Source organism: Micromonospora sp. ATA51 (assembly GCF_016802855.1).
Lineage (GTDB): Bacteria > Actinomycetota > Actinomycetes > Mycobacteriales > Micromonosporaceae > Micromonospora > Micromonospora sicca.
Genome location: NZ_JAEVHJ010000161.1, coordinates 1 through 14,425 on the forward strand (window position 1 = coordinate 1; position 14,425 = coordinate 14,425).

Annotated in this window: 15 protein-coding genes and 2 pseudogenes; 11 read left to right on the plus strand and 6 right to left on the minus strand. The window is 71.5% G+C overall.

Features of this window, described 5'->3' with window-relative positions:
• Both JNW87_RS22645 and treZ read left to right on the plus strand, forming a co-directional pair.
• Positions 1–192, plus strand: a 192-nt coding sequence (locus tag JNW87_RS22645; protein WP_238454365.1) for a hypothetical protein, incomplete at its 5' end; no start/stop codon positions are given.
• Complete coding sequence (gene treZ / locus JNW87_RS22650; protein ID WP_109802491.1) at positions 189–1,922, plus strand: malto-oligosyltrehalose trehalohydrolase; 1,734 nt, start codon at positions 189–191, stop codon at positions 1,920–1,922. The genes JNW87_RS22645 and treZ, both read left to right, overlap by 4 nt.
• A gap of 157 nt (positions 1,923–2,079) precedes the next feature.
• Here treZ and JNW87_RS22655 read toward each other — a convergent pair whose 3' ends face one another.
• The 4 genes from JNW87_RS22655 to JNW87_RS22670 form a co-directional block, all read right to left on the minus strand.
• Positions 2,080–2,244: a hypothetical protein gene (locus tag JNW87_RS22655; protein ID WP_201749705.1), complete on the minus strand. Its 165-nt coding sequence runs from the start codon at positions 2,242–2,244 to the stop codon at positions 2,080–2,082.
• Positions 2,245–2,258: 14 nt separating this feature from the next.
• A complete protein-coding gene (locus JNW87_RS22660; protein ID WP_091094605.1) occupies positions 2,259–2,465 on the minus strand; it encodes a helix-turn-helix transcriptional regulator in 207 nt (68 codons plus the stop codon).
• Positions 2,465–2,926 (minus strand): DUF2975 domain-containing protein, encoded by a 462-nt coding sequence (locus JNW87_RS22665; RefSeq protein WP_238454366.1) that lies wholly within the window; start codon positions 2,924–2,926, stop codon positions 2,465–2,467. The genes JNW87_RS22660 and JNW87_RS22665 overlap by 1 nt, the downstream gene beginning before the upstream one ends.
• Positions 2,927–3,009: 83 nt before the next feature.
• Entirely contained in the window at positions 3,010–4,488 is a 1,479-nt protein-coding gene (locus tag JNW87_RS22670; RefSeq protein WP_109802497.1) for a glutamate--cysteine ligase, read from the minus strand.
• A 181-nt stretch (positions 4,489–4,669) separates the two neighbouring features.
• Between JNW87_RS22670 and JNW87_RS41635 the strand changes: the two genes are divergently transcribed.
• Positions 4,670–5,488, plus strand: a complete 819-nt coding sequence (locus JNW87_RS41635) for a DUF3817 domain-containing protein (protein ID WP_375373534.1) — start codon at positions 4,670–4,672, stop codon at positions 5,486–5,488.
• Here JNW87_RS41635 and JNW87_RS22680 read toward each other — a convergent pair.
• A pseudogene (locus JNW87_RS22680) lies at positions 5,378–5,634 on the minus strand (DUF3040 domain-containing protein). The gene JNW87_RS41635 and the pseudogene JNW87_RS22680 overlap by 111 nt on opposite strands.
• A gap of 794 nt (positions 5,635–6,428) precedes the next feature.
• Here JNW87_RS22680 and JNW87_RS22685 point away from each other — a divergent pair.
• The 6 genes from JNW87_RS22685 to JNW87_RS22710 all read left to right on the plus strand — a co-directional run bounded on the left by JNW87_RS22685 (position 6,429) and on the right by JNW87_RS22710 (position 12,337).
• Positions 6,429–8,150 carry a DUF1800 domain-containing protein gene (locus JNW87_RS22685; RefSeq protein WP_238454367.1) on the plus strand — a complete coding sequence of 574 codons (1,722 nt, stop codon included), beginning with the start codon at positions 6,429–6,431 and terminating at the stop codon, positions 8,148–8,150.
• An 8-nt stretch (positions 8,151–8,158) separates the two neighbouring features.
• Positions 8,159–9,538 (plus strand): DUF1501 domain-containing protein, encoded by a 1,380-nt coding sequence (locus JNW87_RS22690; protein ID WP_109802567.1) that lies wholly within the window; start codon positions 8,159–8,161, stop codon positions 9,536–9,538.
• The gene (locus JNW87_RS22695; RefSeq protein ID WP_238454368.1) at positions 9,535–10,485 is read left to right on the plus strand and encodes a ferric reductase-like transmembrane domain-containing protein; all 951 of its coding nucleotides are present in this window, start codon (positions 9,535–9,537) and stop codon (positions 10,483–10,485) included. Before JNW87_RS22690 ends, JNW87_RS22695 begins: the two co-directional genes overlap by 4 nt.
• A gap of 2 nt (positions 10,486–10,487) precedes the next feature.
• Positions 10,488–10,961: a hypothetical protein gene (locus JNW87_RS22700; RefSeq protein ID WP_238454369.1), complete on the plus strand. Its 474-nt coding sequence runs from the start codon at positions 10,488–10,490 to the stop codon at positions 10,959–10,961.
• Between the two features lie 15 nt (positions 10,962–10,976).
• A complete protein-coding gene (locus JNW87_RS22705; RefSeq protein ID WP_109802565.1) occupies positions 10,977–11,555 on the plus strand; it encodes an FMN-binding protein in 579 nt (192 codons plus the stop codon).
• 62 nt (positions 11,556–11,617) lie between these two features.
• On the plus strand, positions 11,618–12,337 hold the full coding sequence (locus JNW87_RS22710; RefSeq protein WP_238454372.1) for an FAD:protein FMN transferase: 720 nt from the start codon (positions 11,618–11,620) through the stop codon (positions 12,335–12,337).
• Positions 12,338–12,387: 50 nt separating this feature from the next.
• Here JNW87_RS22710 and JNW87_RS22715 read toward each other — a convergent pair.
• A pseudogene (locus JNW87_RS22715) lies at positions 12,388–12,576 on the minus strand (IS1380 family transposase); the annotation flags it as partial.
• A gap of 550 nt (positions 12,577–13,126) precedes the next feature.
• Here JNW87_RS22715 and JNW87_RS22720 point away from each other — a divergent pair.
• Positions 13,127–13,483 carry a VOC family protein gene (locus JNW87_RS22720; RefSeq protein WP_238454370.1) on the plus strand — a complete coding sequence of 119 codons (357 nt, stop codon included), beginning with the start codon at positions 13,127–13,129 and terminating at the stop codon, positions 13,481–13,483.
• A 356-nt stretch (positions 13,484–13,839) separates the two neighbouring features.
• On the plus strand, positions 13,840–14,425 hold a 586-nt coding region (locus JNW87_RS22725; RefSeq protein WP_238454371.1), incomplete at its 3' end, for an IS630 family transposase.

Below are 14,425 nucleotides of genomic sequence, written 5' to 3' on the forward strand. Positions count from 1 at the left end.
ACCCGGCTGCCGCTGCGGCTGGACCGGGTCGGCGGCTGGCGGGACACAACCCTGTCACTTCCCGTTCATTCGGTCGCTGACATGTTCACCGGGCGGGTCTACAGTGGCTCTGAGCTGCTCATGCATGATCTGCTGAGCACCTATCCCGTCGCCCTGCTGGCTCCCACCGACTCCGTGGAGGCTGCCGCATGACCGAGTTCACGGTGTGGGCGCCCGAGGCCGCCCGGGTCCGGCTGCGCCTGCCCGGCGCCGCCGACCACGAGATGCGCGCCGGCCCGGACGGCTGGTGGCGGGTCGAGGTGCCGGGCACCGGGCCGGGCACCGACTACGCGTTCCTGCTCGACGACGACGACCGGGCCGTGCCCGACCCGCGGTCGGCCTGGCAGCCCGCCGGGGTGCACGGGCCGAGCCGGCTCTACGACCACGCCGCCTACCACTGGACCGATCGGGGCTGGACCGGCCGGCAGCTGCCCGGCAGCCTCCTCTACGAACTGCACGTCGGCACCTTCACCCCGGAGGGCACGTTCGACGCCGTCATCGGCCGTCTCGACCACCTCGTCGACCTCGGCGTGGACATGATCGAGCTGCTGCCGGTCAACGCCTTCAACGGCGAGCACAACTGGGGCTACGACGGGGTCTGCTGGTACGCCCCGCACCAGCCGTACGGCGGGCCGGACGGGCTGAAACGCCTGGTCGACGCCGCGCACGCCAAGGGGTTGGGGGTGATCCTCGACGTCGTCTACAACCATTTCGGGCCCTCCGGGGCCTACGCGCCGATGTTCGCGCCGTACCTCACCGAGCAGCGCAACACCTGGGGCCGGACGGTCAATCTGGACGGCCCGCACTCCGACGGGGTACGCCGCTACATCATCGACAGCGTGCTGATGTGGCTGCGCGACTACCACGTCGACGGGCTGCGGCTGGACGCCGTGCATGCCATGCCGGACTCCCGGGCCACCCACTTTCTGGAGGAGGTGGCGGTCGAGGTGGAGGCCCTCTCCACCCACCTGGGTCGGCCGCTGTCGCTGATCGCCGAGTCCGACCTCAACGACCCGAAGGTGATCACCCCGCGCGAGGCCGGCGGCTACGGCCTGCACGCCCAGTGGAACGACGACGCCCACCACGCCCTGCACAGCCTGCTCACCGGCGAACGGCAGGGCTACTACGGCGACTTCGGCTCGCTGGAATGCCTCGCCGACGTGCTGACCGGCGCGTTCTTCCACGCCGGCAGCTGGTCCAGCTTCCGCAACCGCGGCCACGGCCGGCCGGTCGACCGGCAGCGCACCCCGGGGCACCGCTTCGTGGCGTACCTGCAGAACCACGACCAGATCGGCAACCGGGCCACCGGCGATCGGATCTCCGCGACGCTCTCCCCGGCGCTGTTGCGGGTCGGCGCCACCCTGCTGATGACCGCCCCGTTCACCCCGATGCTGTTCATGGGGGAGGAGTGGGCGGCCAGCACCCCGTGGCAGTTCTTCACCAGCCACCCGGAGCCGGAGCTGGCCACCGCGGTGGCGACCGGCCGGAAGCGGGAGTTCGCCGCGCACGGCTGGCCGGAGGGCGACGTGCCCGACCCGCAGGACCGGCAGACCTTCGTCCGGTCCCGGCTCGATTGGGCCGAGCTGGACAAGCCCGAGCACCGCGAGATGTACGACTTCTACCGGCGGCTGATCGCGCTGCGCAAGAGCCGCCCCGACCTGTCCGACCCGCGGCTGCACGCGGTCGACGTCCGGCACGGCGACCAGTTCCTGGTGATGCGCCGGGGCGAATGCCTGGTGGTGGCGAACCTCGCCGGCAAGTCACAGCGGATCAACCTGCCCGGGATGGTGCGCAACGTGCTGCTGGCCACCGGCACCGGCGTCACCGTGATGCGCGACGGGATCGAGCTGCCGCCGGAGTCAGCCGCCATCGTGGCGCTCTGATCACCCGCTACCTGTTCGCGGGGATTCCCGTCAGCGACTACCCGGCGGCGCTGGCCTGGCACGAACGCCTGCTCGGCCGATGGGTGCCCAGGCGGGCGTGGGCGGCGTCGAGCTGCCCCCAGATCGGCGGCGCGGCTGAGCGCCGGCGGCTGTACTGCTACCTGCTGCGTCGGGCGAGCCGCACGCCGAACGCAACCGCGCCGACGATGAGCGCTACGCCCAAAAGCTGGAGGCCCGGCGAGTCATCGGCCTCTCCGTGCACGATGCCGGCGACGCCGAGCGCGATGGCGAGGATGGCGACGATGGCGAGGAGGTACTTCATGCGGTCTCCTGTCGTCATTCCTCGACCCACTCGAGCAGGTCGCCGGGCTGGCAGTCGAGCACCCGGCACATGGCTTCCAGGGTGCTGAAGCGGACGGCCTTGGCGCGCCCGTTCTTGAGCACGGCCACGTTCGCCGGGGTGAGCCCGACCCGCTCGGCGAACTCGCCCACGCTCATCTTGCGTTTGGCCAGCTCGACGTCGATGCGCACGACGATGGGCATCAGATCACCGCTTCCATGTCGGTCCGCAGCGAGGTGGCCTGCCGCAGGAGCGCCCGCATCACCAGCATCAGCAGCGCCAGCACGGCGACGCCGATCGACATGAGGAACAGCAGGAGCGGCAGCCCCGGATCGTCGGCCTTCGCGGCGACGTAGAGGTCCACGCCGAAAAGCACCGCCCCCGCGGCGACGATGGCCCAGACGATCGCGTCCACCCACACCAGCGAGGCCTCGGTGAAGATCCGGTCCTTCTTGACCAGGGTGAGCAGCTTCCAGGTGGCCACGATCACCACCTGGACGCAGAGCACCCAGAAGACCGTGATGGCCGTCAGCGGCCACCTGAGGTACGCCTGGTCCGGGGACTCCTTGGCCATGTAGGCGAACTGCCCGGGCAGGGACATGGTCTGGAACAGGACCAGCACCCCGAACAGCAGCGCGAGGAAGACTTTGAGTGGGGCCACCACTCGATGCACGGTGAGCATCCATCGAGTTTCACTCGTTAGCTATCGAAAGTCAATAGGTGACGGCGGAGGGGAGAGGGTGTCGGTCAGGGGATCGGCCACTCGTGCACCGGGCGGTTGCTGTGCATCAGCTCCACGTAGTGCCGGACCACCTCGCGCAGCGCCTCGGGCCGGTCCAGGTGGTCGGCGGACTCGAACCGGTGCAGCGTCTCCACCTGCCAGGTCGCGCCGTTGCGCCCGGTCAGGCAGCGCTGCTCGACGATGCCGAGCAGCCGGTCCCGCTCGGTCGGCTCGAGCCCCCACCGGTCCAGCCCGTGGTACGCCAGCGGCAGCAGCCGGCGCAGCACCAGCTCGGTCACCGGCAGGTAGCCCAGCCCGGGCCAGAACACCTGGGCGTCGATGCCGTGCCGGGCACAGTTGGTGAAGTTCTCCTCGGCCGCGCTGAACGACATCTGCGACCACAGTGGCCGGTCCGACTCGGCCAGGGCGCGGACCAGCCCGAAGTAGAAGGCGCTGTTGGCGATGGTGTCCACCACGGTCGGGCCGGCGGGCAGCACCCGGTTCTCCACCCGCAGGTGCGGGCGTCCCTTCAGCACGTCGTAAACGGGGCGGTTCCAGCGGTAGATGGTGCCGTTGTGCAGCCGCATCTCGGCGAGTTTCGGCACGTCCCCGGCCGCCAGGGTCTCCGCCGGGTCCTCCGGGTCGCAGACCGGCAGCAGCGCCGGGAAGTAGCGCACGTTCTCCTCGAACAGGTCGAAGACGCTGGTGATCCAGCGCTCTCCGAACCAGACCCGGGGGCGTACCCCCTGGGCCTTGATCTCCTCCGGGCGGGTGTCGGTGGCCTGCTGGAAGAGCGGCACCCGGGTCTCCCGCCACAGCTCCCGGCCGAAGAGCAGCGGCGAGTTCGCGCCGAGGGCGACCTGGATGCCGGCGATCGCCTGGGCGGCGTTCCAGTAGTCGGCGAACTGGGCGGGGCTGACCTGGAGGTGGACCTGGGTGCTGGTGCAGGCCGCCTCGGGGGTGATGGTGTCCGCGGTGGTGGCCAGCCGCTCCACGCCGCTGATCGAGATCCGCAGGTCCTCGCCGCGGGCGGCGAAGATCTGCTCGTTGAGCAGCGTGTAGCGGGGATTCGCCGAGAGCGTCTCGGCGGTCAGGTGTTCGGGGCGCAGGGTGGGCAGGATCCCGATCATCACCATGTGCGCGTCGACCGTACGCGCCTTCTCCTCGGCCGCGTTCAGGCTGGCCCGGACGTGCTCCTCGAACTGCGCGGTGCCGGTGCCGACCAGCCGGCGCGGCGCCACGTTGATCTCGACGTTGAACTGGCCCAGCTCGGTCTGGAAGCTCGGGTCGGCGATGGCGGCCAGCACGTCGGCGTTGCGCATGGCCGGCTGCGAGTCCTCGTCGACCAGGTTCAGCTCGATCTCCAGGCCGGTCATCGGCCGCTCCACGTCGAACCGCGACTCGCGCAGCATCTCGGCGAAGACGTCGAGGCAGCGGCGTACCTTCTCCCGGTAGCGGGCCCGATCCTCCCGGCTGAAGGTCCGCGTGCCGACGTCCTCGCCCATGGTCACCACCCTGTCACCGCTGGTTCCCCTAACCTCGCACGTCGCGGCGGGGCGGGGAAGACCCGAAGGTCCTCTACCTACCCGGCCACGGCCCTCGTGATCCCCGTCGCGTCCGGCGTCCGCGCGCCCCGTCCCGCCCGGCGCGCTGGCTAGCATGGCCGGCGACCCGTGGGGAGAGGCGATGCGCGAGAAGATGACCACGCTGTTCGTGGCGGCGGCGATCGCCGAGGCCTGCTCCTGGCTGGCCCTGCTGGCCGGCATGGCGGTCAAGTACGGCCCGCCGGCCAACGAGATCGGCGTGCACGTCTTCGGGCCGATCCACGGCGCGCTCTTCGTGGTCTACGGCATCCTCGTCCTCGTGGTGGCCCGGCTGCGCCGGTGGCGCCTGCTGACCACCGTGCTGGCGCTGGCCTGCGCGGTGCCGCCGTTCGCCACCCTGGTCTTCGAGCGCTGGGCCCAACGGCGCGGCCTGCTGGACGACGCCTCGACCCCGGCGCGCAGCCTCACCCCCGGTCGGCTGACCCGCCGGCCGACCGCCACGCCGACCCACGCCGCCCGTTTGCCGGCCGCGCCGCTCAGCCGGCCAGGAAGTCGGCCAGCACCGCGGCGAGCCGCTCCGGCGCCTCCTCGGCCATGTGGTGCCCGGAGTCCACCGACGCGGCGCGGACGTCGTCGGCCCAGTCCCGCCAGATCGCCGCCGGGTCGCCGTAGAGGTCGACCATCCCGACCTGCTGCTGCGCCAGCTCGGCCCGCCCGGGCGGCCATCGGCGGCCCGGGGCTGGTCGAACGGCTACGCCGGGCCTACCGGGATCTCGGCCGGCCCCGGTCGGACCGGGCCACCACCGCCGCCCCGGCAGCGGCGACGCCCGAGCGGTCGCGGTCGGCGCGGTCAAAGCCAACGCCGTCGGAACCGCCACATGAGGCCGGCGTTCGCCAACAGCACCACGGCGCAGATCGCGCCGGCCAGCCGCCCGGCCAGCACAGTCATCGCCGGCAGTGAGGCCCACAGCACGATCGTCAACAGCATGAGGTACCGGCCCCGGCGGCGCGCGCCCGGTGGTCGAGCCGGGCGAAGAACTGCGGATCGCTCTCCCGCAGCTGGCGGGTGATCTGCTCGAACCTGCGCTGATCCTCTTTGCTGAGCATGGCGGTGCCTTCCCCTCACGGCTTCAGCGGTTCGGCGGCATACCCGCAACGGAGGCGGGTCACGCGCCGCTCCAGCTGCTACTTTCGGCCGCAGCGGCAAGGCCTCGACGGTGGCTCGGCGCGGGTGGGCAGCTTCCGGTCGGACCGCCTCAGCGCGGGCTTATCCGCGCCTTAAGTTTGTCTGTGCGGTTGAACGACGCGGACAGCGTCACCGCGGGCCAAAACGTTACGTCCCGCCGTTCCGGGGCGATGTCGGCCCTGCTGGGAAGCGCCCCGCCCGGACGGTGCCGGACAGACCGCCCGCGCGGGGTCATGAGCACCGTCTTAAGTGCCCTCCCGAGTGCCCTCCGGCCGCCTTGAGCGCCCGGGGACGCGTGGCTACTTTCCCGTAGCAACTCCTCCGGCAGCAGTCGCCGCCCCTGATGTCCTCCCCGGTCACAGGCGTGCCGGCGCTCGAAGAAAACGGGATTGGTACATGGCCGACCAGAATGTGCCACCACGTCGACTCCGGGACGACCGCGGGTGGGACGGGCGACAGCACCCCTTGGACGGGTACCGCGACCTGGACCACGCGGGCAGGTACGGCCCGGCCGCCGGCTACGGCGGTCCCGCCGGGTACCCGGGGGCCGTCACGACCCTGCCCGCCCACGGCTCGCAGTGGGTCGGCCGGACGGCTTCGGCCGTCAGGGTCACGCCCCGGCGCCCGGCGGGGGACTGCCAACCTGGACGATGACGACGAGCCGGGTCGCCGCACCGGCCGGCGGCGCGCCCTCGCCGCGCTCGGCGGTGCGGCGGTGGTCGCCGGCGGGGCCGCCCTCGCCATGAACCCCCAGGTGCGCGGGCTCTTCCGCGACGACCCGGTGGCCGGCGACGCCACCGGCACCGTGGTCACCGACGGCACCGCCGCCCGGCCCAGCGGGCAGCAGCCGAGCACGGTGCGCACCTACACCGAGCAGAACGAGAGCTACATGGGTTCCCGGGCCGGGGCGGCGCTCAAGCGCAACTCCCCGACCGGCGGCCGGCTCTTCGACGGCCCGGCGGCCGCCGCCGCGGCGACCCCGGTGACCGTGAAGACGGTGCTCGCCAAGGACCCGGTCCGGCACCTGGCCAGCCGGGCCACCTTCGGCGCCACCGGGAAGGTGCTGGCCGACATCAAACGGCTCGGCATCGACGGCTGGCTGCGCCGGCAGCTCGACCCGGAGAAGATCGCCCCGACGAAGGCCGAGCTGAAGCTCGCCGAGCTGCCCACCCTGAAGCTGACCCCGCAGCAGCTGCGCGACCAGCGGAACCAGCTCAACGAGCGGGGCGCCCAGCCCGAGCGGGAGATGATCGACGCCACCATCGCCCGGCAGATCTGGTCCGACCGGCAGCTCTACGAGGTGATGGTCGACTTCTGGAACGACTTCCTGCACGTCGCCGCCGAGTTCGACGGCGGGGAGGTCTACCGCAACTCGTTCGACCGGGACGTCGTCCGGGCGCACGCCCTGGGCAGCTACCCGGAGATGCTGATCGCCGCGAACCGGCACCCGGCGCTGCTGCTCTACCTGAACCAGGTCGACTCCCGCAAGGACGCGGTCAACGAGAACCTGGCCCGGGAGAACCTGGAGCTGTACTCGGTCGGGGTCGACGGCGGGTACACCGAGAAGGACGTCCGGCAGGCCGCGATGCTGCAGACCGGCCGGGGCGTCGCCGACGGGAAGTACGTCTTCCACCCGGAGCGGCACTACGTCGGCAAGGTGAAGATCCTCGGCTTCAGCCACCCGAACAGCTCCAACGACCCGAAGGTCGCCGACCGGGTGATCGACCAGTACATCACCTACCTCGCGCTGCACCCGTCGACCGCCCAGTACGTGGCCCGCAGCCTGGCCACCCGGTTCGTCTCGGACACCCCGCCGAAGTCCCTGGTGGACCGCCTGGCCAAGACGTACGCGGCCAACAAGGGCCTGATCAAGCCGGTGCTGATGACGCTGTTCAGCTCGTCGGAGTTCTGGGCCGCGGTGGGTCAGAAGGTGCGCCGGCCGATGGAGTACCTGGTCGCCACCTACCGCACCCTCGGCGTCCGGCCGGAGGCGTCGCCGGGCTTCCAGGGCGACAACCGGCGCACCCCGTACGCGCAGGGCCTGCGGCAGATCCAGGACAAGATGCGCGAGCTGGGCCAGTACCCGATGGGCAAGCCCACCCCGGACGGCTACGCGGACGTCTACGTCGCCTGGACCTCGGCGGGCACCATGGTCGACGGCTGGAACGAGGCCGGCGAGCTGCTCGGCGGCCGGCGCAAGCAGTTCACGTACCCGGCGCCGGAGAAGCTGGTGGCCCGCCCGCCGGCCACCGCTGGGGCGTACGTGGACGAGCTGGCCGGGCGGCTGGTGCACCAGAAGCTGAGCGCCAAGGAGAAGGCGCTGGTCCTCGGCGTCGCCGGGGTCCCGGCTACGGCGAAGGTCGACGCCACGTTCAACGGGGCCGTCGCCGCCGTCGCGCGGGCGATCCTCGCTTCCCCCCAGCACCACCTCCGGTGAGGCATTCGATGGAGAAGACTGTGTATTCGTACCCCCTGCACCCCGAATGCCCGGACCTGCGGCGGTTGGCCGACAACCCGGCCGAGGCGCTGCTGCGCGCGGAGGCCGACATCGTCGCGGCGGAGAACGCCGCCGAGGTGGACCGCTACCGCCGGCTGGAGGAGTTGGAGGAGGCCCAGCAGGACGGGCGCGGCGTCACCCGGCGTACCTTCGTCGCCGGCGCCGCCGCCACCGCCACCGCGCTGGCCACCGCCCAGTTCGTCACCACCTCGGCGTCCTTCGCGGCGACCAGGACCGGCACCCTGATCCACGTCTTCCTCTACGGCGGGCTGGACGGGCTGAGCCTGGCCGCCCCGGCCGACGACCCGATCCTCGGCAAGGCCCGGCCGGACCTGCTGCTCGGCAACGACTCGCTGGCCCTGGGCCGCGGGTTCAAGCTCACCAGCGCTTTCGCGCCGCTGGAGAAGTGGCTCAAGGCCGGCCAGCTCGGCTTCATCCCGGCGGTCTCCGACCCCCGGCTGTCCCGCAGCCACTTCCAGGCCGCCGACGCCTGCAACCTGGGCGGCCTGCCCGGCGAGACCGGCGGCCGGGGCTGGCTGGACAGCCTGGTCGACGCGCTCGGCAAGGGCACCGCGTTCCGCAGCGTGGGCATCGGCAGCACGCTGCCCCGGTCGCTGGTCGGCGTCAACGGCGCGCTCTCCCTGAACAGCGTCGGTGAACTGCGGCTCAACGGCGACGAGAAGTACCGGGCGGCCACCGAGAAGGCGATCCGCGGGCTGTTCACCGGGATCAACCACCCCGTGGAGGAGGCGGTCATCGAGGGGATGGGCGCGCTGGCCACCGCCCAGAAGCTGGCCGCGAAGCCGTACCAGGCCGCCGCGGGGGTGAAGTACCAGGGCGTCGGGTACGCGTTCCAGCAGCTCGCCCAGCTGATCAAGGGCGGGGCGAACGTCCGGGTCGCCACCGTCGGCATGGGCGGCTACGACACCCACGAGAACCAGGGCACCCAGGACGGCGGGAACCTGTGGCGGCGGCTCAACGAGCTGGCGAACGCCATGGCCGCGTTCTTCACCGACCTCGGCGACCGGGCCGCCGACGTGACGATCATGGTGTCCAGCGAGTTCGGCCGCCGGGTGGCCTCCAACGGCGGCGGCACCGACCACGGGCACGGTGGGGTGGTGACCATCCTGTCCGGGCGTCGGCTCGCCGGGTCGCTGCTCGGCACGTGGAACGGGTTGAACGATCTCGACTCGGGCGACGTACCTGAGTACAACAACATGTTCAACGTCTACGGGTCCGTGGCGCAGGGCCGGTTCGGACTGACCACGGCGGAAGTGGACAAGGTCTTCCCCCGGCAGAAATACGTACCCATGAAGTTGTACGCGTGACATATCAGGACACCTACGCCGCCGGCCGCCGTACCGGGACCTCGCTCCCGTACGGCGGCCGTTCGGCTGCCCCCGTACCCCCGCCACCGCCGCCGGCGCTGCCCCGCCGCGGCCCCGGCGGCCGGCGGGCCCTGGCGGCCGTGTTCTGGCTCGGCCTGGTGGCCGCGGTGCTGCCCTGGTGGCTGGACACCCTGGCCGGCTCGCTCGCCGGCACCACCGCCCTCCTCACCGCCGCCGGGCGGATCACCGGCCTGGTCGCCGGTTACCTGCTACTCGTCCAGGTGGCGATGATGAGCCGGCTCGGCGTGCTGGAACGCTGGGTCGGCGGGGAGCGGTTGTCCCGCCTGCACCGGGACCTCGGCGCCACCCTGCTCGTCGCGGTGCTCGCCCACCTGTCGCTGATCGTGGTCGCCTACGCCGGCTTGGAGGAGAAGTCGATCCTCGGCGAGGTGGGCTCGCTGCTGAGCGACTACGAGGACATGGTCGCCGCGTTCGTGGCCGCCGGCATCATGGTGCTGGTCGGCCTCACCGGCATCCGGGCGATCCGCACCGTCCTGCCGTACGAGCTCTGGTACCACCTGCACCTGACCAGCTACGCGGCCCTGCTGCTCGGCTTCGGCCACCAGTTCAGCAACGGCGCCCAGCTCTTCCACCCCGGCCCGGTCCGCACCGGCTGGATCGGCGCGTACCTGCTGGTCCTCGCCGCGCCGCTCTGGGGTCGGGTGGTCGCCCCGCTGCACTTCAACCTGCGGCACCGGCTGCGGGTGGCGGACGTGGTGGCGGAGAGCACCGACACCATCTCGATCTACCTGACCGGTCGCCGGCTCAACCAGATCGACATGCTCGGCGGGCAGTACTTCCGCTGGCGTTTCCTGAACGCCGGCGCTGGTGGCAGTCCCACCCGTTCTCGCTCTCCGCCGCGGCCAACGGCCGCTGGCTCCGGCTGACCGTGAAGGTGGTCGGCGGGCACACCGCGGACCTGCGCGACCTGCGGACCGGCACCCTGGTCTGGGCGGAGGGCCCGTCGGGCACCTTCACCGCCGCCCACCGCACCCGGGAACGCGCCCTGCTCATCGCCGGCGGCAGCGGCATCGCCCCGCTCCGGGCGATGCTGGAGGAGTTGCCGCCGGGCGCCGCGCTGATCTACCGCGCCCGCACCCCGGCCGACGTGCTGCTCCACCCGGAGCTGGACTGGCTGGCCCAGGTCCGGCGGACCTCCGTCTGGTACGTCATCGGCTCGCGCGACGATCCCGGCCCCCGCCAGGTGATGAGCCCCGGCGGCCTGCGCCGGCTGGTGCCCGACGTGGCCCGCCGCGACGTCTACCTCTGCGGTCCCGCCGGGCTGGTCGACGAGGCGGTCCGGGTGCTGCGCCGGACCGGCGTCCCCCGCCGGCAGATCCACCTGGCCACCTTCGAGCTGTAGAAAGGCACCCCTGGCATGCGTCGCGCCGTCCTCGCGATCACCGGCCTGGCCGCCGGCACCACCGCGTTGGTGGTGCTCAAGGGTTCCCCGGGGGCCGGCCAGGCCGCCCAGGACATCCCCGCCGACCAGGCGTCCGTCGCGCCGGGCGGGTCCGGGCCCGCGCCCGGGGTCACCCCTACGCCCGGCCCCGCCGGCTCCGCGTCCGCGCCGTCCCGGTCGACCCGCCCGAGCAGCACCCCGGGCACGAAGAAGAGCACCGCCACCGCCAGGCCGACGACGGCTGCGCCGCGGACCACCACCACCGCGCCGAAACCGAGCACCCGCACCGTGACCGGGCCGACGGTCGACTACGAATACGGCTCCCTCCAGGTGCGGATCACCCTGAACGGCAGCCGGATCGTCGACGCCACCGCCCTCGGCCTGCCGCTCGGCGGGCAGTCGGGGCTGCGCAGCGACGACGTGCAGGCCCGCTACAGCGGCACCTCCGGCGAGGTGGTGGCGAAGCAGAGCGCCAACCTGGACACCGTCTCGGGGGCGACCGCCACCAGCGGCGCGTACCAGCGGTCCCTCCAGGCCGCGATCGACCAGGCCTGAGCCCGGTGGTCGAGGTGGCGGCGTCACGCGCCCGTCCGGGCCTGCGCCGGGTCGAGCAGATCATGGGTACGGCGATCAGCCTGGACCTGGCCGACGACCTGCCCGCCGCGACCCTGCACGAGCTGGCCGAGGAGACGTTCCGCTGGCTCCGCGAGGTCGACGCCCGGTTCAGCACCTATCGCAAGGACAGCGAGGTGTGCCGGTTCGACCGGGGTGACCTGCCGCTCGCCGAGGCGTCGGCGGACCTGCGGGCGGTGCTGGAGCGCTGCGCCGACCTCTGGGGCGCCACCGACGGCTTCTTCGACGCGTACGTCACCGGGCGGCTCGACCCCTCCGGCTACGTCAAGGGCTGGTCGGCGCAGGTCGCCTCGGACCGGCTGCTCGCCGCCGGGGCGCCCAACCACTGCCTCAACGCCGGCGGCGACGTGCGGGTACGCGGCCACTCCGCCACCGGCCGGCCGTGGCGGATCGGCATCCGGCACCCGTGGGAGCCGTCGGCCACCTGTCTGGTGCTCAGCGGCACCGACCTGGCGGTGGCCACCTCCGGGGTGTACGAGCGCGGCCAGCACGTGCTGGACCCTCGCCGGGCGCCCGCGCCGGGCCTGCGTTCGGTCACCGTGGTCGGCGCGGACCTCGGCGTCGCCGACGCGTACGCCACCGCCGCGGTGGCGATGGGCCGGTCCGGCATCGGCTGGCTGGACCGCCTCCCCGACCACCGGCACGCGGTGGTCACCGACGACGCCCGCCTCCTCCACTCCAGCCGGCTTCCCCTGGCGGAGTGAGCCGGCGCCGCCCCAGCGGTGCGGGTCAGCGGAGGGGCCGGTGGGTGGTGCTCGCCGCCGTCGGCGAGCATCACCGCCACATCCACGGCGATCCGGCCCGGGTCGTGCCCACCCTGCCGTTGCCGCAAACCGGCGAGAGCATCACTGAACGCGCTGCTCAGCCCGGTCGTATCGGCCAGATCAGCCAGCAGGCGGGCGCCGGCATGACCGACCACGCCCCGCCCGTCACCGGTCACCATGATCTTCGGACGTGTTGCGGTAGCCTTCACCCAGCAAGTGCCTTCCGTGACAGGAACATGGGACCTTCGACAAGCCCTATTTTCCCTGATCAGAAGGCACTTCTTTGTTTCTTGCCCACCCTGTGGACCGCCCCTAACGAAGGGCCGAGGTTAAGGGACGTAATGACGCCGGTTCCTCGCGTACTCCTCTTCGTCTCGCTCGCCGAACCCACACCATCTGGCAGTGCTGGCACGTCCCGGCTTTGTCAGGGCTGCTTCCCACCCTCCGCGGCACCACCCACGGCAGGCTGCCCTCAGCTACGCCTACCTGCTGCGACAGACAGGCGGTGGCGGTCTTTCACCTCCACTCGAACAACAGCGCCTCACGGCGCACCGGATCAGAAGGTTAGGGGTTCGAGTCCCTTCGGGCGCACAAGATCAAGAGGCGTTTGACCTGGCAAAACGGTGGTCAGGCACCTCTTGCCGTTCCCCCTGTGAACGCGTTGGTGCTCCAATGGTGCTGACGCAATCCGGACGTGGATCGTCCGCAACCGCCCGTACCCTGGCCGGCATGGCCATCGCTCGCTTCCCCAGCATCGTCATCGACTGTCCCGATCCTGGTGCGCTCGCAAGGTTCTACGGCGCGATGTTGGATTGGAAGGTCGACGTCTCCTCCGACTGGGCCGAGGTTCGCGCGGAGTACGGTCAGTGCATCTCCTTCCAGCAGGTAAGTGGGTACACGCCGCCGGTGTGGCCAACCCAGGAGCCGCCCCAGCAGATGCACCTCGATGTGATCGTTGACGACCTCGATGCCGCCGAGGCGGCAGTGCTCGATCTCGGCGCAACCAAACACCCGCACCAGCCCGGTACGTCCTTCCGGGTCTTCCTCGACCCGGCAGGTCACCCTTTCTGCCTCTGCGTGAACTGATCCGGACGGGCGATCCTCAATCACAAGAAGCCCTGGACGGCTCGGGCGTGGTGTTCGCGCTCATCGGCTATGAGCGGACGCATGCCGCGCCATGGTCGCCGAGACCGTTGGTCGGCCAGCCTCGTTGTGATCAGGTACATCAGGTGAGGCCGATGCTGTCAAGCATCATGCGAGACCAGGCACGCCGGCAGCCGGCCGGCATCAGATACCGAGGGCCCGGCGGTGTTCGTCGAACGAGCGGTTGAGGCTGTCGAGTGCGGCCTTGCCCTTTCTCGACGGTGCCGACCGAGGGCCGACCGATGGCGCCGCTAGTGCTCTGTTTCGCAAATAGCTAGCCGCTTCGGTAGACTCTGGACGTGACGCGTGCTGCCGCACCACTGGTGCTCGAACCCGGCCAGCGGGAACTGCTGGAGTCTCTTGCCGGTTCGCGTACGGCCGCGCATCGGCTGGTGCAGCGGGCGCAGGTGCTGCTGCGCGCCGCGGACGGGGTGTCCAACGCTGACAACGCGGTGTTGGCCGGGGTGACCCGGATGACGGTGCGGGCATGGCGGGCCGAGTTCGTTGAGCGTGGGCTGGCCGATCTGGGGAAGGTCGCGTCGGGCCGTGGCCGTAAGGCGTCGATCCCGCAGGCCACGATCGACCGGATTGTGGAGTTGACGCTGCACTCGAAGCCGGAGGGTGCCACGCACTGGTCGTGCCGGTCGATGGCGGCCAAGGTCGGTGTGAGTCCGGCGACGGTGCAGAGGGTGTGGGACGCGCGCGGGCTGAAGCCGCATCTGGTGGAGACGTTCAAGCTGTCCAATGACAAGCGGTTCGAGGAGAAACTCGTCGACGTCGTGGGCCTGTACCTGAACCCGCCGGACAAGGCGGTGGTCTTGTGCATGGACGAGAAATCGCGTGCGCCACGAGGCGCTGATGTTGCCGTGCAGGAGGAAGTGCCTG

Bases quoted from the DNA above. Each gene is read 5' to 3' on its own strand.
- JNW87_RS22705 (WP_109802565.1), top strand. From the start codon at position 10,977: ATGCGTCGCGCCGTCCTCGCGATCACCGGCCTGGCCGCCGGCACCACC.
- JNW87_RS22690 (WP_109802567.1), top strand. From the start codon at position 8,159: ATGGAGAAGACTGTGTATTCGTACCCCCTGCACCCCGAATGCCCGGAC.
- JNW87_RS41635 (WP_375373534.1), top strand. From the start codon at position 4,670: ATGCGCGAGAAGATGACCACGCTGTTCGTGGCGGCGGCGATCGCCGAG.
- JNW87_RS22655 (WP_201749705.1), bottom strand. From the start codon at position 2,244: ATGAAGTACCTCCTCGCCATCGTCGCCATCCTCGCCATCGCGCTCGGC.
- treZ (WP_109802491.1), top strand. From the start codon at position 189: ATGACCGAGTTCACGGTGTGGGCGCCCGAGGCCGCCCGGGTCCGGCTG.
- JNW87_RS22710 (WP_238454372.1), top strand. From the start codon at position 11,618: ATGGGTACGGCGATCAGCCTGGACCTGGCCGACGACCTGCCCGCCGCG.
- JNW87_RS22720 (WP_238454370.1), top strand. From the start codon at position 13,127: ATGGCCATCGCTCGCTTCCCCAGCATCGTCATCGACTGTCCCGATCCT.
- JNW87_RS22660 (WP_091094605.1), bottom strand. From the start codon at position 2,465: ATGCCCATCGTCGTGCGCATCGACGTCGAGCTGGCCAAACGCAAGATG.
- JNW87_RS22670 (WP_109802497.1), bottom strand. From the start codon at position 4,488: ATGGGCGAGGACGTCGGCACGCGGACCTTCAGCCGGGAGGATCGGGCC.